The following is a 17,579-nucleotide window of genomic DNA, read 5'->3' on the forward strand; positions in this document are numbered from 1 at the left end:
GTCAGTGGCCGGCCGGCAGTGGTGTGGGCTGGTAGGCCAGCAGCAACCAGGTGTCCCCGGTCTTCACCCACACCGCAATCGAGTTGTTGTTCAACTCTTTTGCCTTGCCGCCGGCGGTGATACTGGCGCTCATCTGTCCGACCACCACTGCGGTGTCACCGACAACGAGCACGTCCTCGACCGGGTGATCGATCCGGCTGTAGGTGTAGAACCCGGACTGGCACTTGTCGATGTAGGAGTCCAGGGTGTCCCGTGCACTGTCGGAGTGGGTGTACACCAGATCCGGGTGACACAGGCGGCGGAACGCCTCGAAGTCGCCGTCGATGACGGCTCGGTAGCGCGCGGTCTCCCGGTCGAGGATCTCGGTTTTCGTGGCGGCGAACTGGTCCGCAGGACCTGGCTGCGTCATGGATGGCTCTCCCGATCGACGATGTTAAGCAATACCGTACATTAGGAGTGTTCCGTAAACCAATACTTGCGCCGAAGCCCGCCTATCCCTGGCGGCCGACGACGAACCAGATGGCTGTGCATTCCTGATCGTGCGGATTGCTCAGACGATGCGGAATCGTCGAGTCGAAATTCAGGCTGTCCCCGGGACCGAGGACCTGGCGGGCGAACGCCACCTGCACTTCCAGGTGCCCACTGAGGACGTGCAGGTACTCCCTGCCACCGTGATTCATCAGGTTGTCCGGTGGGCACGATTCGGTTCCGGGCGGGTAGGTCACCCGCAGGAACTCGACGTTCGGATCATCCTCAGGCGTCAGGCGCTCCCATCGGACCCCGGCCAGGTACAGCTCCGGGCGCTCGTCTGCGCGCTGCAACCCCGGCAGAGTTCCGACTTCCGGCTGGGGCGCCACATCGTTCGAGGTCACACCGGCACCTCGTTGGTCAAGTGGGGCCAGGTCGGCAACGTTGCGGGCACCGGGTCCGGCGGCCATCACCTTGTCCAGCGACAGACCCAGCTCGGTGGCGATCGCGTACAGCGTGCCCACCGACGGCGCTGTGCGTCCCAACTCCACCTGGGAGATGAAGCTGGGCGAAACGCCGACCCGACGGGCCAGCTCGCGCAGGGACATGGCGGCCTTCTCGCGCGCGGTCCGCAGGCGTAGCCCGACCTGCACGTTCCGATCGGCAGCCGGACCGTCGCCGGCAGGCGACAGGGGTTCGGTACTCAATGCTTCACCCATCTCGATCGCATTCTCCTCGGGCCCGATTGTCTCACCGCGTGAACGACACCGTCGCGATTGCCGGCACCAATGAGTTGCCAATCGATCACTAGCGCTGCACGGATGTGTAGTTTTACTTTACATTAGTTGAGCGTGACGCATACCCCTGAGCGTCAAGGAGGAACAGCAATGGTGGCGACGATGGCAGCCGCTGTGTACTACGGCGCGCACGATATCCGCATCGAGGAGGTACCGGTTCCCTCCCCCGCACCGGGCGAGGCGCTGGTCCAGGTCCTGCGTTCAGGTATCTGCGGTACCGACGCCACCGAGTGGGTCGCTGGTCCGAAAACGTTCCCCGTGGAGCACCGCCATCCCCACAGTGGTCATCTGGGCCCGATCATCCCGGGGCACGAGTTCGTCGGCGAGATCGTCGTTTCCGACCCGGCCTCCGACCTTGACGTCGGGGACCTGGTCGCCAGCGGCGCGGGGATCTGGTGCGGGCACTGCCGCCGCTGCCGGGCCGGGCGCACCAATCTGTGCCTGAACTACCGAACTCTCGGCCTCAACGTCAACGGCGGGATGGCCGAATACGTTGCGGTGCCATCGAAGTCGCTGCGGCGGATACCCCGCGGAATGTCCGTCGATCATGCCGGGCTCGCCCAGCCGCTGGCGGTCGGTATCCATGCCGCACGTCGGTCCGGCGCCCGCGCCGGGGACCGGGTGGTGGTCATCGGTGCCGGTGCCATCGGGTCCTTCGTGCTCGCCGGCCTCAAACACCTCACCGACGTCGAGGTGACCGTCATCGACTTCCCCGGCCCACGGTTGGAACGTGCTTCACGTCTGGGCGCCACCTGCACGCTGGCCCCGTCAGAAGACATCGCCTCCGACGTCATCGATCTCCTGGCTGGAGTTCGCCCCGACGTCGTCATCGAAGCCAGCGGCGCCCCGGGCCAACTATCGTCGGCAATCCAGATGGTCACCGATGGCGGCCGGGTGCTGGCAGTAGGCATCCCAAAATCCAAACCGGAGATCGACTTTCATTCGGTGGTGTTCCGGGAGATCACCATCGATTCCACCCTGGCACACATCTGCGACACAGACCTGCCGGCCGCACTCGAGGTGCTTACCAAGGGGCAGTTGGGCACCGAGCTCGCGGAAACCCCCGTCCCACTGGACGAACTCGGTCCGAGCCTGGACCGGCTGTCCGCAGGCCGCGTCGAAGGCAAAGTACTGATCGATCCCAGCATCAACCCATTTCGCGCAGGAAGGCCACAACACTCATGGCAACTCAGCTGACCATCACAGCCACCATCAACAGCAAGAAAGTGCCGCGCGCCGAAGTGCAAAAGTGGGAGGCGCGCCGTGCCACTGCGGTACTCAAGAAGTTCGCGTCCCGGCTCGGGCCGCGGGCGATCGCCGAGATCGCGCCGGATCTGGATTTCGCCGCGGCGCTCACCGGCGATCTGGACGCCCAGCGGGCCGCTCTGCTTACCCTCAAGACCGGACTCGGACATGCCGGCATGTACGCCATGCTTCGGCGGGATATTGTTGCTTCGGAACGGGTTTCGCGCACTGCTGTGGCGGCGAGCCGCGGCCGCGTCGCCCTCAGCATCACCCACCTCGCGGTGCCTGGAGTTTCGGCGGAGGCTTTCGCGGAATGGTTCAACAACCTCGTCGTCGTCGACGACGAGGTGAACATGATCGACGCCATGCCCGACCACTACCTGCTGCGCGGGCTTCCCGACGGTCGACAGGAAGTGGTGGAGACCACCGGCGGATCACTGGCCGCGACCCGGTTCCTGGTCGACTACACCAGGATCGACAAGCTGGCCACCCAACCCGACCCGGACTATCCGATACAGATCGCCGGGCAGGCGGTGCTCGACGACGGTCTGGTCATCGGCGGTGTCCGCCACCAGTTCCGGGACACCGCGGGCAGGTTGGAGGCCCAGCTGACGGTGGAGTTCCCGGGGATGATGCCATCGCCGATGGTTGCGGCCCACCGCTGGCATCTGGCGGTCGAATTCAGCAACTGGATCACCGCCTACCACCGGCACTCGACGGCCACCCCGTCATGACCTTGAACAAGGTCGTCGCCTCGGCGGCAGTCGCGGTGGCCGACATCCCCGACGGGGCCAGCCTGACCGTCGGCGGGTTCGGTCTGGCGGGCATCCCGTGGTTTCTCACCGAGGCACTGCTGGAGCAGGGCGCCGCCGATCTGACCGTGGTGTCCAACAACTGCGGCGTGGACGGCGCCGGACTCGGACTCCTGTTGGAGGCCAACCGGATCAGCCGGGTCATCGCGTCCTACGTGGGCGAGAACAAGGAGTTCGCACGCCAATATCTGGCCGGCGAACTGACCGTCGAACTCACCCCACAGGGCACCCTGGCCGAGCGGATGCGCGCCGGTGGCAGTGGGATCGGCGCGTTCTACACCCCCACGGGGGTCGGCACCCTGGTGGCCGACGGCGGACTGCCCTGGCGCTACCACCCCGACGGCAGCATCGCGCTATCGTCGCCACCCAAAGAAGTGCGCATCTTCGGCGGCAAGGAGATGGTGCTCGAAGAGTCCATCGTCACCGACTATGCACTGATCCGCGTCGCTGTCGCCGACAAGGCCGGGAACTGTCAATTCCATTCTGCTGCGCGCAATTTCAACCCACCCGCGGCCATGGCCGGACGGATCACCGTGGTCGAGGCCGAACGCGTCGTCGAAGTAGGTCAACTGCATCCGGGCGAGATACACCTGCCCGGAATATTCGTGCAACGGATCGTCGCGCTGACACCCGAACAAGCCGCGCGCAAGCACATCGAACAGCGCACCACCCGACACCGGGCAGAGCCGCGATGAGCTGGACCCGTGCTGAGATGGCTTGCCGCGCAGCGGCAGAGCTGCGCAACGGTGACTACGTCAATCTGGGTATCGGGCTACCCACCCTGATACCCGACTACCTACCCGAATGCTCCGACGTCACCCTGCACGCCGAGAACGGCATCCTCGGTGTCGGCCCGTTCCCGTACGACGACGAGGTGGACCCCGACCTCATCAACGCCGGGAAACAGACCGTCACCGTCGTGCCGGGCGCCTCGTTCTTCGACTCCGCCTTGAGCTTTGCAATGATTCGCGGCGGCCACGTCGATGTCGCCGTACTGGGAGCCATGCAGGTCGCCGTCAACGGAGACCTGGCCAACTGGATGGTGCCCGGCGCGATGGTCAAGGGCATGGGCGGAGCGATGGACCTGGTCAGCGGCGCCGAACGGGTGATCGTGCTGATGGATCACGTGACCAAGACCGGTGCCGCCAAACTCGTCACGGCCTGCGACCTGCCGTTGACCGGACGTGCCGTGGTCCGGCGGGTAATCACCGACCTGGGCGTGTTCGACATGACCGGCGACAGCTTCCGGGTCGTCGAACTGGCACCCGGAGTCACCGTCGCCGAAGTGCTGGCGAAAACTGCTGCCCCAGTATGCGGCCCCTAACCACGACGAGCTGCGGTTTGCCTGCCGGTTTTGCTTTCTCATTTCTTTGTCATTCGCGACATTGCATGACACTCAGATTGAGAATGTGACACGGGGTTTGAGAACTGACAACGGAGTTTGCGGCATCGGTGCACGCCGGCACCGGTCACCACACGTGACGTTGTCAACCGATGCTGACGGCTCCAGATCGCAAGTGCGGCAAGGGAGTCGAACCGCCGGCGCTCACCGCTGCCAAGTCATGACGCCAGCATCTGCTGCCATGACTTGGCCGGCGTGGCCAAGTCCGTCTGCTTGTACAGCTTGCCGTCACTGCCCAGATACTGACCACTGCGCGGATCGTAACGAGCGATCATCACCGACGGGCCGGACGCGGATCCCTTGAACGCGCTCGGTGCGGCCTGCGGTGCCGGACCATCTTGCGGTGCAGGAACATTCACTTCGGCGGGCCCTGGCGTCGGGGTCGGCACGTCGGTCGCCCGGGCCTGATCACCGGGTCGCTCCGGGACCATCGGACCCAGCGGCACCTGCTCCGGTGCCGGACCCGGTGGATCCACGTGTAACGGCGGGTACGGCATCAACGGTCCCGGCGGCATGCCCGGGAAGCTGGACGGTGGCGGCGCGGGCGGCGCAGGCGCCTGCGACCGATCTGCCACCCCTGGCGGCAGCGGTGAGCCCTCGATCGGCCCGTAGATGTTCTTGTCCGGCAATACCCGATCGTCGGGCCGCACGCCCTGCGCGATCAGGCTGGGGTCGATCGGATACGGACCCAAGACGTGCTGACGCTGCGCCAAAGGTTGGAAACCGTTTGGGTCATCACACAATTCGACAGTCGGCGCGCGCTTGCCGGGGTGATCCATACACGGATAGTTACGTGCACCGCGCACGGCGATCGGCGAGTCCTGAGGCAACTTGCAATACAGATTGTCCGGGGTGTCGATGGGCGTCAGATCGGCGGGCGACCGCCACGCCGACGGCGGCAGGAATCCGACAGTGCACGACGGCGGGTCACCCAGACCCAACGAGAACTCACCGTTGGGCAGGCCGGTCGGGTTGTTGACCGGCGCATAGGTCTCGATCTGCGCGACGAACGGCGGCAACAACACCAGCAGCTGTTCGAGCGAAGCGTGCCAGGTGACACCGATCTGGCCGATGGTGCTCAGATTCGCCAGCAGGATCGGCAGCGTCGGCTTGAGCTGCTGCAACAGCATCGTGGTCTCCTGCGCAAAGCCGGGACCGTTGTGCAGGATCGACCGGAACTGCGAGTCGTTGCCCGCCAACGTGCCCGTGATCCCCGCCAGGTTGGCCGCCCAGGCCCGGATGCCGTCGGTGTTCTGGGCTTGCGCGTCCAGGAACGGCCCCGAGTCATCGATCAGCTTGCGCATCTGATCGGAGACTCCGTTGGCGTCTTTGGTCAGCTTCGATGCCGAGTCCAACAGCGATCCGAAGTCATAGCCCGTCCCGTTGAACGCCGTGTACGACTCATCGAGCAGCTTGCTGAGCTGGTCCCCCGGAATCGTGTCGACCAGCGCACCGAGCTTGTCCAGCATCGGGCCCACGGGTTGCGGGATGGTGGCGCTGGCCAACGGGATCACCGCGCCGTCTTGCAGGTAGGGCCCAGAGTCGTTCTTGGGCAACAGATCCACGTACTGCTCACCCACTGCCGACATACTGCGGACCTGAGCCTGCAGGTCGATCGGGATCCTCGGTGACGTATCCAGTGAGAGCGTGGCCTCGGCACCGGTCGACGTCAGCTTCACGTCCGTCACCTTGCCGATCTGGGATCCACGGTAGGTGACGTTGCTGAAGCGATAGAGACCACCGGTGGCCGGCAACTGCAGCTTCACGGTCAGCCGGTCAAGGCCCAGCAGCGTGGGCACCTGCATGTACGCGAACAGCATCACCGCCACACCGATGATCGACGCGATGGTGAAGATGATCAACTGCGTCCGGATGAAACGGGTGAGCATCAGTTACCTCCGCTCGGTGGCTTGGCGCCGTACGGTCCGGCGAACACCTGGTTCTGCCCGGGCGGCGGGGGCGTCTGGACCGTGCCGCCCGGCATGCCCGCCTGCGGAACCACCGGCAGGATCGGGCCGACGTCGGCGGTCACCGGTGGTGGCGCCCACGGCGGTTGCGGTGAACTCGGCACGAAGTTCCCGGGCGGCGGCGGGTTGACCCCGGTCTTGAGCGGATCGTAGGTGTAGTTGAGGTACGACGGGTCGCCCGGTGCCGGTACGAGTTCGGTGCCCTCTTGTCCCCACCGGGTGCCCAGCATGATGCTGTGCTTCAGGCGTGGGATGGTCAGGTCGATGACGGCGAACAGGTTGTAGTAGTCGCCGCGGATCGCCCGGTCGATGAAGCTGCCGGTGAACGGGAAGTGCGGCAGATACTCCAGCACGGTGTCCACGTCGGGCCCCAGCGCGGTGAAGGCTGCCAGCGCCGGCGTGATGTTCTTGAGGTTGGTCACCAGGTCGGCCTTCGAATCGGTGACCAACTGATTCGCCACGCTGCTGAATTTGCCGAGCTTCTCCAGCGCGGCGGTCAATTGCGGCCGTTGCTTTACCAACACGTCCAGTGCCTGCGGGATCTTGTCCAGCGCCGCGGTGAGGGCATCACGTTGCCCGGCAAATGTCGACGCCAACCGGTTCAGCGCCTGGATCGAGTTGACGAGGTCGTCGCGCTGGTCGTCGAGGGTGCCGACGAAATCGTTCAAACGCGTTAGCAGATCCCGGAATTGGGCTTCATGGCCGCTCAGCGCGGCGCTGAAGTTATGGATCACGTCACCGATCTGGCCCAGCCCGCCGCCGTTGACCACGGCCGCCAACGACGACAGGGTTCGTTCGGTGGTCGGATAGGTCGATGCGCTACTCAACGGGATCGTCGCCCCAGGGGTCAGCGCGCCGCTCGGCGCCTGCCCCACCGGCGGGTCCAGCGCCAGGTGCATCGAGCCGAGCAAGCTGGTCTGGCCGACTCGGGCAATCGCGTTGGCGGGGACCGTCACCCCGGGCTTCACCGAGAACTCGATGTCGGCGTGCCAGTTCCTGGCGGTCATGCCGCGCACGCTGCCGACCACGACGTCACTCATCATGACCGGTGAATTCGGTTCCAGCGTAGCGACATTCGCGATCTCGACGTGGTAGACCGTCGATCCCGACCCGCGACCGACGGCGCCGGGCAGTGGCAGTGAATTCACGCCCTGGAAAGCGCAACCGGTCGCGGTCAGCATCACCGCGGACGTAGCCGCCACTGCGGCCTTGATGGTCTTGGGCTGCCGGGCCACCACCCGCATCGATGCGTTGCGCACGGGCCTCATGGGCGTGTCCCCTCTGCCGGTAGCGGCGCCGGAGCGTCGGCCATACCCGGCCCGATCGGAGTGTCCGAGCCGATCGGGCCTGGCGGAGCAGGTGGGGCGACCGGAGCACCCGGAACCTCCGCCGGCAACTGCGGTAGCGCGCCCTGCGGCGCGGGACCCGGCGCCGGGCCTGCCGGTGTCAGCATCGACCACACCGACGGCGGCAAGTTCGGCCCAGGGTTCGGCAAAGCATTCGGCAGCAGCTGATCCGCTCCCGGCGGGGGTGTGCCTGGCGGCCGACCGGTGAACGGCGGCACGGCCGGGCCCGGATTGTAGGCCGGCAGGCTCGTCATGACGTCCGGTGGCGTCGGCGACCCACCACCGCCACCGGGGGCCAGCCCCGGCTCGGAGTACACGATGTCCTCGGGGTTGGCCGAAGGCATCAGGTACGGGTCGATGCCGAACGGCAGGTGGTTGAAGTTGACCAGCCGCAGGGCCGGGCCCAGGTACTGCGAGCACAACTTGGCGGTTTCGGGCGCAGTGGTGTTCTCCACCGCACCGATTGCGCCACAGATGAAGTCGACCGGTGACGACATGTTGTGCAACACGAACTGGCCGACCGCACTGCCGGTCGACGGGTTGTAGATGTTGTACGCGTTGACGAACTCATTGGGCGCGATGTGCAGGATGTTCTTCAGCTGTATCTGGTTGTCCACCAGGTTCTGGGTGACGTTGGTGAGTCGACGGACCTGCTCGGCCGTCTGATCCCGGGTACCGGCGACGAACTGTCGCACCTCGACGATCGATGACGACAGATCCTTGAGCGCGGCATCGAGATCGGAATGGCTCTCATTGACCACGCCGGTGAGCGTGGCCAGTCGGTTCTGGAACGACACGATCTGCTGATTGCTGTCGCGCAGGGCGGTGACGAAAGTCTGCAAGCTCTTGACGATTTCGACGAGGTTGCCGCTGCCGTTGGCTATCACGCGGGCCGCCCCCGCCATCTGGGTGATGGTGTCGTGTAGCTTCTGGCCGTTGCCGTCCAACGCATTCGCGGCGCTGTCGATCATCCGGGAGACCGACGTACCCGAAACGCCGCTCTTGGGACCCAGGTCGGTGGCCAGCCGGGTCAGCTGGGCCTTGACCTCATCCCATTCGACCGGAACTGCGGTGCGGTCCAACGGAATAACCGCATTGTCGGCCAGCTTCGGACCACTGTGCCGGTAAGCGGGGGTCAGCTGCACGTAACGCGCCGCCACCAGGTTCTGCGCCACGATCACAGCCTTGGCATCCGCCGGAATCGAGATGTTCCGGTCGACCTTGAGCGTCAGCCGGGTCTGGGTGCCCTCCGGCGTGATCGCGTCGATCGTGCCGACCTGCACCCCGGCTACCCGGACGTCATCGCCCGGGTAGATGCCGGTGGCTTCGGTGAACAACGCCGAGATCGTCTGTGGTGCAAAGAACCTCTGCCGCACCAGCACACCGCCGCCGATCACCAGCAGCGCGGCCACCACGACCGCCAGTACTTTCGTCATCCGGCTACGCGTCATCAGCGCGAACCTCCGGGAATCCCGTTGTACGGAATGGGCAATTCGGCGCGCGGCCCGGCGTTGTCCGGCGGCTGGCCGGCGTGGACACCACGGCGGAAGCCGAAGGCGTAGTCCAGGAACGGCTGAAGCGTCTGCGCCGGGTTCAGGTTCGGCACGTACGCGTTGTAATACGGGCCGTTGGCCAGCGTCTCGCCCTGCGACAGCATGAATTTGCGCAAATCGGGAAGGATCTTCGTGATGTTGTCCCGGTTCTTCTCCAGGACCTCGGTCACCCGATTCAGCCGCTCGAGCGTCGGAGCCAATTCCTTCTGGTTGTCGTGCACCAGCCCGGACAACTGCTTGGACACTGCCGAGGTGTTGGCCAGCAGCGCGACGATCGCCTCGCGCCGATCGTTGAGCACCCCGAGCAAGTCATTGGCGTCGAGGATCAAGGTGTTCAACTGTCCGCTGCGTTGGGACAGCACACTGGTCACCTCGGCGGCGCTCTTGAGCAGACCGCCCAGACTTTCGTTGCGGCTGTTGAGCGATCGCGACAGCCGACTCAGCCCGTCAAAGGTGGGACCGAGCTTCGGCGCGATCTGATCGAGGGTCGCCGACAGGGTGTCCAACGACTGGTTCAGCGAGGCGGTATCGGTGCCGGCCGTGTCGGTGGTCAGGTCGGTGACCGCGTCCGTCAGTGAGTACGGCGACGAGGTGCGGGTGACCGGAATGACGTCATTGGGTCGCATCGTGCCGCTGCCCGCCGGCTCCAGGGTCAGGACCCGCTCACCGAGTAGTGAACCGGTCCGGATGTGCGCTGTGGTCTGCGATCCCAACGGATACTTGCCCTCGGTGGTGAAGGTGACCACCGCATTGCCGTCACGCAGTGAAATATCCGAGACGGTACCGACTTTGATGCCCGACATGGTCACCTGGTTGCCGATCGCAATGCCGCCGGCCTCGCTGAACTCGGCTTGATAGCGGACCGAGGTGGCCCACTGTTTGATCTGCTCGGGTTGCAACCCGATGGCGATGATCATCGCGATCAGCACGACGCCGAAGATGCCGGCCTTGACCAGTTGCGCGCCACGGTATTTCAGCATCAGGGCTCACCGCACCTTCCGCCTTCTTGCTGCAGCATCGGGAACACGGCGGTGCGGCCCTGCAGATCGCTGACGCGGATCTGCAGGCCACAGATGTAGTACATGATCCAAGAGCCATAGGACCCCAGCCGAGCCAGCTTGCGGTAGTACTCGACGTCCTTCTGCAGACCACGGTCCAGCACCGTCTTGTGGTCGTCGAGCAGCGGTGCGAGCCGATTGAGTTCGTCCACGGTGGATTTCAGCGGCTGACGCGCCTGGGTCAGCAGACTGGTGATCGAGGCGGTGCCCTGGTCCAGTTGGGTGATGGCGGTACCGATCGGATCCCGGTCAGCGGCCAGCCCGCTGATCAACTGCTGCAGCTTGTCGATGGTCCCGGAGAACTTGTCCCCGTCCTTGGACAGCGTGCCCACCACCGTGTTGAGGTTGTCGATCAGTTGCGAGACAGTTTGTTCGTTGTCTGCCAAATCATTTGAGAACGACGATGTCCTGCTCAGCAAGGAGTCCAGGTTGTCGCCCTGGCCTTGGAAGATCTGCACCAGCGATGAGGTCAGCGAGTTCACATCCTGGGGATTCAGCCCCCGGACCACCGGACGCAGCCCATTCAGCAACAGGTCCAGATCCAGTGCGCCCGAGGTGCGGTCCTGGCCGATGGTCGCGCCGGCGGGCAGGATGCGTGACGATCCCGGACCGTCCATCAACTCCAGGAACCGATCGCCGACCAGGTTGAGGTAACGCACCGCAGCCTTGGTTCCGGTGGTCAGGACCACGTCCTTGTCGGCATCGAAGGTGACCAGCACCTTGTGATCCTGTTGCAGCTCAACGTCATTGACAGTACCCACGCGGACGCCGGCGACCCGCACCGAGTCGCCGCCCTTGAGCCGGGACGCATCGGCGAACACCGCGGTGTACTGCGCAGTGGAGCCGCTGCGGTACTGGCCGAACGCCATGAACAAGAAGACCGTCATCACGATCATGACCACCGCGAACGACAGGAACTTGAGCAGTGTGGCATTGGAGCGTTTCATCCGGGCATTCCCGCCTGTGTGGTGTTGCGCGGCGGGCCGTCGATGGGGCCGAACAGGATCTGCTTCAGACCGTCGGAGTTCAGCACGATGCCGGGGTTGCCATAGGCCCACGGGTTGGCGTTGGTGTCGGTGACCAGATACTTGGACCGGTTGCCGAATCCGATGTACGGCAGGCCCATACAGTGCGGACCGCCCTTGGCCGCCACTTTCGGCAGGTTTGACGGGTACCGGTACCGATCGATGCCAAGGGTGAACGCGACGTTGACCACCACGCCGGGATTGAGCTGCGGCGGCTGGTGCGCCATGAAGTTCATGCCGGCCAACGCGCACTTGAGCCCGGGCGCGTACTGGTTGAGCAGGTCCGTGGTCGGGGCCAATAGGTGCAACACATTGCTGAGCTGTTCCCGGTTGCCACCGAGCACGTCGTTGCCGGTGTCCGCCAACCCGGTCATGTTGACCAGGAAGTTGTCCAGGCTCGTCTGCTCTTCGGTCAGTGTGGCACTCATCTTGGTGGCGTTCCTGACGGTCTGCAGCAGGTTCGGCGCGGCATCGCCGTAGGCCTCGGACACCGGGGCCATCACCTTGATGTCATGTCCCAGGTTGGCCAAGCTCGGCTGCAGCTTGGCCAACAGCGCATCGAAATCGACCATGGTCTGACCGAACTGCTCACCACGACCGGACACCGCGGTGGACATCGCCGCCAGGGTTTGGTTCAGCTTGGCCGGGTCGAGCTTGTCGAGCACGTTGGTCAGCTGCTGGAATACGGTGTTGATCTCGACGGTCACGTGCTCGCCCTGCAGCACCTGCCCGGCGCGCAGCGGTGTCGACGACGGAGCGGCCGGCGCCTGCAGGTCAACGTATTTCGCCCCGAACACCGTTGAGGACGAGATGTCGGCCCGGACGTTCTCCGGGATCAGCTGCATCTGCGACGGGTCCATCGCCAGGTGCAGGGCGGCGGTGCCGTCGGGGCGTTGTTCGATCGAGTCGACCTTGCCCACCTCGACACCACGCATCTTGACCTTGGCGTCGGGGTTCATCACCAAACCGGCCCGCTGGGAGATGACGGTGACCGGCACCGTGGTGGTGTAAGCCCCCGCGAATGCCCCGATCGCCAGCACCACGATCAACGCGATGATCGCGACGGTGGCCAGCCCGGCGATCGGACGGGCCAGGTTCGAGGCACCGAAGTGCCCGCCGCCCCTGGCGGCCACCGGACCCGCGCTGCTGGTGGTTTCGGAGCGATGGATCGGGCCAGGGCCCAGGTTGTGTGCCAACGAGGTGCCCTTTCTAGCCCGAGAGATGGAAGTTGCCGTTGGAGCCGTAGATCGACAGCGACACCAACAACGTCACCGACACCACCACGACCAAAGAAGTACGCACCGCGTTACCCACGGCCACCCCCACACCCGACGGGCCGCCGGTGGCGAAATAACCGAAATAGGTGTGGATGAACAGAATCGTCAACGCCATCAAAATCGCCTGCAGAAAAGACCAGAACAAATCGATCGGGTTCAAGAAGGTATTGAAGTAGTGGTCATACAACCCCGCGGATTGGCCGAACAACACCACCGTGACAAACCGCGACGCCACAAACGACAGGATCACCGCAATCGAATACAACGGGGTGATCGCGATCATCCCCGCCAAGATCCGGGTCGACACCAGATACGAAATCGGGCGGATCGCCATCGATTCCAGCGCGTCGATCTCCTCGTTGATCCGCATCGCGCCCAGTTGCGCGGTGACCCCGGCTCCGAAGGTGGCGGCCAAACCGATCCCGGCGACGATCGGGGCGGCGATACGCACATTGATGAACGCCGACAAGAACCCCGTCAACGCCTCGATGCCGATATTGCCCAGCGACGAGTAGCCCTGTACCGCCAGGGTGCCGCCGGTGGCCAACGTCAAAAAGCCCACGATCGCCACCGTGCCGCCGATCATCGCCAACGTGCCCGCGCCCATGGAAATTTCGGCGATCAGCCGGATGATCTCCTTGCGGTAATGCGTCCCCGCGAACGGCACCCCCGCCAATGCCTTGCCGTAGAACAGGGTGTGATCACCGATGCGCCCCAGCAACGACACCGGGCGGCCCAGTTCGCGGGCCAACCGCGGATAGGTCTGTCTCAGCGCCATGATGCCCACCGTGTCACCGCGCGGTCATTCGGATACCGATGGCGGTGACCACCACATTGATCACGAACAACGCCATGAACGCGTACACCACCGTCTCATTGACCGCGTTACCAACGGCTTTGGCGCCACCACCGGTAATGGTCAGACCGCGGTAGCAGGCCACCAGGCCGGCGATCAACCCGAACAGGGCCGCCTTCACACACGAGATGATCACCTCCGGTACCCCGGTCAACAGCGTGATGCCGGCGGCGAACGCACCCGGATTCACATCCTGGACGAACACCGAGAAGATGTAGCCACCCAAGATGCCGATGATCACCACCAACGAGTTCAGCAGCAACGCAACAAGACCCGAAGCCAGCATCCGGGGAGTCACCAATCGCGCCACCGGATTGATCCCCAGGACCTCCATCGCGTCGATCTCTTCGCGGATGGTGCGCGATCCCAGGTCGGCACACATCGCGGTCGCTCCTGCGCCGGCGACGATCAGCACCGTCACCATCGGGCCGACCTGGGTCACCGCACCGAATGCCGCACCCGCCCCGGACAGGTCGGCGGCGCCGAGCTCGCGCAGCAGGATATTCAGGGTGAACGACACCAGCACCGTGAACGGGATCGCCACCAACAACGTCGGAGCGAGCGACACCCGCGCCACAAACCAGGACTGCTCCAAAAACTCCCGCATCTGAAACGGCCGCTGGAACACATATCTGACTGCGTCCGCGGACATCGCGAACAAACCACCGATTGCGGCCATCGGCCCGGACGCACTGCGCCCCAACGAAATACCCGGTGACCACCGGTCCGGCCCCTTACCCGCCATCCGCGCCCGGTCCTTCCAGAATCGTCGCGGCCGACGTGGCAGTCGGGCCGCCGAGTTTAGGTGCCAGCGCTGGGCGGGCGTCGTCCATCTGGTTGATAGCTGTGGTGCTCAGTTGTTGGTGCAACTGGAGGCACTGTGCCACACCGGCGGCACCTCGCGGGCCGCCTTGGCAGGCAATGACGTTGAGCATGAAGAAATCTGGCCTAGGTGACGGCGCCGGCCGTCTTGAGTTCGATGATGCGGTCCCAGTCCAGGCCCAGCTCGACCAGGATGTCGTCGGTCTGCTCGGCGAAGCCGGGGGCCCCACCGGTGTGCGGCGCCGCGACATCGAACTGCACCGGATTGGCCACCAGCTCCAATTCGCCTGCCTGCACGATGTATTCGTTGGCCCGGACCTGTGCGTCCTGGGCGGCCTGCAGGGTGTCCTGCACCGGTGCCCACGGCCCGGCGAGAGTGGCGAAGTGCTCGCTCCACTGCGGCAGGGTGCGGGTGGCGATCACCTCATCCAAGATGGCCACCGCATCCGAAGTGTGCTGGGCGATCGACTCGGCGGTGGCAAACCGCGGGTCATCGGCCAGCTCCGGCCGGTCGATGTGCCGGCATACGTCGCCCCAGAACTTGGTGGGCTGCATCATCACGAACGAGATGTACCGGTCGTCCTTGGTGCGGTAGACGCCCACCAGCGGGTTGATCGGCGAGCCATGCACGCCGGGCGGCTGCTGGATCAGTCGTTCGTTCAGGTGGCTGGTCAGCGCGACGGTGTGGCCCATCGCCCACAGCCCGCTGCCCAGCAGTGAGACGTCGACCACCGAGGGTTCACCGGTGCGCTCGCGCTTGAGCAGCGCCGCGGCAATGCCGCCGGCCAGGTTGGTACCGGAGATGGTGTCCCCGTACGCCGGACCGGGCGGGCCGATCATGCCGTCCAGCCCCGGCGGGGTGATGGTGGCGGCGGTACCGGCGCGGCACCAGAAGGCGGTCATGTCGTAGCCTCCTTTTTCGGCTTCCAGGCCTCGAGGGCCCAGTGCGCTGCCGCGCGCGTAGACGATCGTCGGGTTGACCGCGCGGATGTCGTCGACGTCCATCCCGAACTTCCTGCGATGCCCGGGCAGGAAACTGGTCAGGAAAACGTCTGCGCGCTTTGCCAATTCGAGCAGGACCTCGCGCCCCTGGGGCACTGAGACGTCCAGGCCGATGCTGCGCTTGCCGCGGTTGGCGTGCTCGATGTTGGGGTTGGGGTCGCCCTCGACGCGCAGCATGCCGGTCTGGCGCAGGCCACGCTGCGGGTCACCGGTGACAGCGTGCTCGACCTTGATGACATCGGCGCCCCATTCGGCCAGCACCGCGCCGGCCGAGGGCACGAATCCGTACATCGCGACCTCGAGGACTCGGATCCCCTCGAGCGGCTTACCGGTCATGCAGGCGCTTCCTTACGTCGTTGTAGGGCTGGGCGGTCCCGGGTGATTTCAGCCAACGACCGTGGCAAACGTCTTGCGCTCCAGGAACTCTTCGAGTCCGGCGGTGCCCATCTCCCGCCCGACGCCGGACTGCTTGAAGCCGCCGAACGGACTGTCCGGGTTGAAGTAGTTGCCGCCGTTGATCGAGAAGGTGCCGGTGCGGATGCGGCGGGCCAGCGCCACGGCGCGCTCCTGGCCGCCGAACACCGCACCGGACAAGCCGTAGATGGAGTTGTTGGCGATCTGTACGGCGTGGTCATCGTCGTCGTAGGCGATGACCACCAGCACTGGTCCGAAGACCTCTTCTTGGGCGATCTCGCTGTCGGGGTCGACGTTGGTCAACAGGGTCGGGGTGTAGAAGTACCCCGGTCCCTTCTTCTCCCCTCCGGTGACCAGGGTGGCGCCGCCGGCGACCGCCCGCTGCACCATGGCGTCGACCTTGTCGCGCTGCTTCTCACTGATCAACGGCCCCATGTAGGTCTTCGGGTCGTTCGGATCGCCCCAGCGCACGTGCGAGAAGTTGGTCTTGACCATCTCGACGATCTCGTCGTGGTGCTCGCGCGGCACCAGCAGCCGGCTGGTCAAAGCGCAGCCCTGGCCGGCGTGGGTGACCATGCTGAACGCGGAAAAGACTGCGGCCATACCGAAGTCGGCGTCGTCGAGCACGATCGCGGCCGACTTGCCGCCCAGTTCCAGGAACACCCGCTTGAGGGTGGCGCTGGCCGCGGACATGATGGCCCGGCCGGTCGCGGTCGAGCCGGTGAAGGTCACGGCGTCGACGTCACCGCTGGTGGTCAGCGCGACACCGACCTGCGGGTCAGACGAGCTGATGACGTTGACCACGCCGGGCGGGATGTCGGTGTGGTTGGCGATCAGTTCGCCGAGGGCCAGCGTGATCAGCGGGGCGTCTGGGGCGGCCTTGAGCACCACGGTGCAGCCGGCGGCCAGGGCGGGCCCGAGCTTGGCCAGCGCCAGTTGATTCGGGTAGTTGTAGGCGATGATCGCCGCGACGACGCCGGCGGCTTCCTTCTCGACCCAGCGGTGGTGCTGGGCGCCGCGAACCTCGATGTTGCCGAGATCCTCGGTCATCGGGAAGGTCCTGAGCAGGTCGGCGTAGTACCGCACGATCGCGATCGGCTGGTCCAGTTGGGCGCCGTGGGTCAGTGCCGGGGTGGCGCCGACTTCTTGAACTGTCAGTGCCGCGAGTTCTTCGCGATGCTCGACCAAGGCTTTGTGGAACTCGTCCATGCACCGGATCCGTAGTTCCACGTTCGTGGCCCAGTCGGTCTCGTCGAAGGCCCGACGGGCCGCGGCGATGGCGGCTTCGGCATCGGCGACGGTGGCCTCGGGCGCGTGGCCGAAGACCTCTTCGGTGGCCGGATTGATAGACGGGTAGCGGCCCGCGGTGGTGACCAGTTCGCCGTTGATCAACATCCGGCGGTCCACGCCCGCCTCAGCTGTTCCCGAACCCGCGATGTTCTGCGAATCAACAGCGGCCTGGGCCATCGGTCCTCCTCGAGCAGCGACGATGTGATGGAAATTTCATTCTCATCTTCGGCGAATCATACATTCGT

Annotated in this window: 16 protein-coding genes; 4 read left to right on the forward strand and 12 right to left on the reverse strand. The window is 65.2% G+C overall.

The annotated features are described in order from the left end of the window. Window position 1 precedes the first annotated feature (1 nt). Together ABIA30_RS16595 and ABIA30_RS16600 are read right to left on the reverse strand one after the other, a co-directional pair. Window positions 2-409 (reverse strand): nuclear transport factor 2 family protein, encoded by a 408-nt coding sequence (locus tag ABIA30_RS16595; RefSeq protein ID WP_370067256.1) that lies wholly within the window; start codon window positions 407-409, stop codon window positions 2-4. Between the two features lie 82 nt (window positions 410-491). Continuing rightward, a complete protein-coding gene (locus ABIA30_RS16600) occupies window positions 492-1,175 on the reverse strand; it encodes a helix-turn-helix domain-containing protein (RefSeq protein ID WP_370067258.1) in 684 nt (227 codons plus the stop codon). Window positions 1,176-1,367: 192 nt separating this feature from the next. Between ABIA30_RS16600 and ABIA30_RS16605 the strand changes: the two genes are divergently transcribed. The 4 genes from ABIA30_RS16605 to ABIA30_RS16620 are packed head-to-tail and all read left to right on the forward strand — an operon-like array spanning window position 1,368 to window position 4,646. Further along, window positions 1,368-2,462 carry a zinc-binding dehydrogenase gene (locus ABIA30_RS16605; RefSeq protein ID WP_370067260.1) on the forward strand — a complete coding sequence of 365 codons (1,095 nt, stop codon included), beginning with the start codon at window positions 1,368-1,370 and terminating at the stop codon, window positions 2,460-2,462. After that, window positions 2,447-3,244, forward strand: coding sequence for a hypothetical protein (locus ABIA30_RS16610; RefSeq protein WP_370067262.1), 798 nt, complete (start codon window positions 2,447-2,449; stop codon window positions 3,242-3,244). Before ABIA30_RS16605 ends, ABIA30_RS16610 begins: the two co-directional genes overlap by 16 nt. Then, window positions 3,241-4,017 carry a CoA transferase subunit A gene (locus ABIA30_RS16615; RefSeq protein ID WP_370067264.1) on the forward strand — a complete coding sequence of 259 codons (777 nt, stop codon included), beginning with the start codon at window positions 3,241-3,243 and terminating at the stop codon, window positions 4,015-4,017. The genes ABIA30_RS16610 and ABIA30_RS16615 overlap by 4 nt, the downstream gene beginning before the upstream one ends. Beyond that, window positions 4,014-4,646 carry a 3-oxoacid CoA-transferase subunit B gene (locus tag ABIA30_RS16620; RefSeq protein ID WP_370067266.1) on the forward strand — a complete coding sequence of 211 codons (633 nt, stop codon included), beginning with the start codon at window positions 4,014-4,016 and terminating at the stop codon, window positions 4,644-4,646. The genes ABIA30_RS16615 and ABIA30_RS16620 overlap by 4 nt, the downstream gene beginning before the upstream one ends. Before the next feature lie 236 nt (window positions 4,647-4,882). Here the strand turns inward: ABIA30_RS16620 and ABIA30_RS16625 are convergent, their stop codons facing one another. The 10 genes from ABIA30_RS16625 to ABIA30_RS16670 all read right to left on the reverse strand — a co-directional run bounded on the left by ABIA30_RS16625 (window position 4,883) and on the right by ABIA30_RS16670 (window position 17,511). Then, window positions 4,883-6,613 carry an MCE family protein gene (locus tag ABIA30_RS16625; protein ID WP_370067268.1) on the reverse strand — a complete coding sequence of 577 codons (1,731 nt, stop codon included), beginning with the start codon at window positions 6,611-6,613 and terminating at the stop codon, window positions 4,883-4,885. Further along, complete coding sequence (locus tag ABIA30_RS16630) at window positions 6,613-7,959, reverse strand: MCE family protein (protein ID WP_370067270.1); 1,347 nt, start codon at window positions 7,957-7,959, stop codon at window positions 6,613-6,615. The genes ABIA30_RS16625 and ABIA30_RS16630 overlap by 1 nt, the downstream gene beginning before the upstream one ends. After that, entirely contained in the window at window positions 7,956-9,488 is a 1,533-nt protein-coding gene (locus ABIA30_RS16635; protein WP_370067272.1) for an MCE family protein, read from the reverse strand. Before ABIA30_RS16635 ends, ABIA30_RS16630 begins: the two co-directional genes overlap by 4 nt. Further along, complete coding sequence (locus ABIA30_RS16640; protein ID WP_370067274.1) at window positions 9,488-10,570, reverse strand: MCE family protein; 1,083 nt, start codon at window positions 10,568-10,570, stop codon at window positions 9,488-9,490. Before ABIA30_RS16640 ends, ABIA30_RS16635 begins: the two co-directional genes overlap by 1 nt. After that, window positions 10,570-11,595, reverse strand: a complete 1,026-nt coding sequence (locus ABIA30_RS16645) for an MCE family protein (RefSeq protein ID WP_370067276.1) — start codon at window positions 11,593-11,595, stop codon at window positions 10,570-10,572. The genes ABIA30_RS16640 and ABIA30_RS16645 overlap by 1 nt, the downstream gene beginning before the upstream one ends. Next, window positions 11,592-12,869 (reverse strand): MCE family protein, encoded by a 1,278-nt coding sequence (locus ABIA30_RS16650; protein ID WP_370067278.1) that lies wholly within the window; start codon window positions 12,867-12,869, stop codon window positions 11,592-11,594. The genes ABIA30_RS16645 and ABIA30_RS16650 overlap by 4 nt, the downstream gene beginning before the upstream one ends. A 13-nt stretch (window positions 12,870-12,882) precedes the next feature. Further along, entirely contained in the window at window positions 12,883-13,728 is an 846-nt protein-coding gene (locus ABIA30_RS16655; protein WP_370067280.1) for an MlaE family ABC transporter permease, read from the reverse strand. A 13-nt stretch (window positions 13,729-13,741) separates the two neighbouring features. Beyond that, window positions 13,742-14,551 (reverse strand): MlaE family ABC transporter permease, encoded by an 810-nt coding sequence (locus ABIA30_RS16660; RefSeq protein ID WP_370067282.1) that lies wholly within the window; start codon window positions 14,549-14,551, stop codon window positions 13,742-13,744. A gap of 203 nt (window positions 14,552-14,754) precedes the next feature. After that, window positions 14,755-15,966: a CaiB/BaiF CoA transferase family protein gene (locus ABIA30_RS16665; RefSeq protein ID WP_370067284.1), complete on the reverse strand. Its 1,212-nt coding sequence runs from the start codon at window positions 15,964-15,966 to the stop codon at window positions 14,755-14,757. Window positions 15,967-16,014: 48 nt separating this feature from the next. After that, window positions 16,015-17,511 (reverse strand): aldehyde dehydrogenase family protein, encoded by a 1,497-nt coding sequence (locus tag ABIA30_RS16670; RefSeq protein ID WP_370067286.1) that lies wholly within the window; start codon window positions 17,509-17,511, stop codon window positions 16,015-16,017. Between the last annotated feature and the right edge of the window lie 68 nt (window positions 17,512-17,579).

The organism is Mycobacterium sp. MAA66, from assembly GCF_041261665.1.
In the GTDB taxonomy this organism is placed as follows: Bacteria; Actinomycetota; Actinomycetes; order Mycobacteriales; family Mycobacteriaceae; genus Mycobacterium.

Excerpts from the sequence above, each read along its gene's own strand:
- ABIA30_RS16665 (WP_370067284.1), bottom strand. The coding sequence starts at position 15,966 with ATGACCGGTAAGCCGCTCGAGGGGATCCGAGTCCTCGAGGTCGCGATG.
- ABIA30_RS16630 (WP_370067270.1), bottom strand. The coding sequence starts at position 7,959 with ATGAGGCCCGTGCGCAACGCATCGATGCGGGTGGTGGCCCGGCAGCCC.
- ABIA30_RS16660 (WP_370067282.1), bottom strand. The coding sequence starts at position 14,551 with ATGGCGGGTAAGGGGCCGGACCGGTGGTCACCGGGTATTTCGTTGGGG.
- ABIA30_RS16615 (WP_370067264.1), top strand. The coding sequence starts at position 3,241 with ATGACCTTGAACAAGGTCGTCGCCTCGGCGGCAGTCGCGGTGGCCGAC.
- ABIA30_RS16610 (WP_370067262.1), top strand. The coding sequence starts at position 2,447 with ATGGCAACTCAGCTGACCATCACAGCCACCATCAACAGCAAGAAAGTG.
- ABIA30_RS16595 (WP_370067256.1), bottom strand. The coding sequence starts at position 409 with ATGACGCAGCCAGGTCCTGCGGACCAGTTCGCCGCCACGAAAACCGAG.
- ABIA30_RS16635 (WP_370067272.1), bottom strand. The coding sequence starts at position 9,488 with ATGACGCGTAGCCGGATGACGAAAGTACTGGCGGTCGTGGTGGCCGCG.
- ABIA30_RS16625 (WP_370067268.1), bottom strand. The coding sequence starts at position 6,613 with ATGCTCACCCGTTTCATCCGGACGCAGTTGATCATCTTCACCATCGCG.
- ABIA30_RS16670 (WP_370067286.1), bottom strand. The coding sequence starts at position 17,511 with ATGGCCCAGGCCGCTGTTGATTCGCAGAACATCGCGGGTTCGGGAACA.
- ABIA30_RS16655 (WP_370067280.1), bottom strand. The coding sequence starts at position 13,728 with ATGGCGCTGAGACAGACCTATCCGCGGTTGGCCCGCGAACTGGGCCGC.
- ABIA30_RS16620 (WP_370067266.1), top strand. The coding sequence starts at position 4,014 with ATGAGCTGGACCCGTGCTGAGATGGCTTGCCGCGCAGCGGCAGAGCTG.
- ABIA30_RS16645 (WP_370067276.1), bottom strand. The coding sequence starts at position 11,595 with ATGAAACGCTCCAATGCCACACTGCTCAAGTTCCTGTCGTTCGCGGTG.
- ABIA30_RS16640 (WP_370067274.1), bottom strand. The coding sequence starts at position 10,570 with ATGCTGAAATACCGTGGCGCGCAACTGGTCAAGGCCGGCATCTTCGGC.
- ABIA30_RS16605 (WP_370067260.1), top strand. The coding sequence starts at position 1,368 with ATGGCAGCCGCTGTGTACTACGGCGCGCACGATATCCGCATCGAGGAG.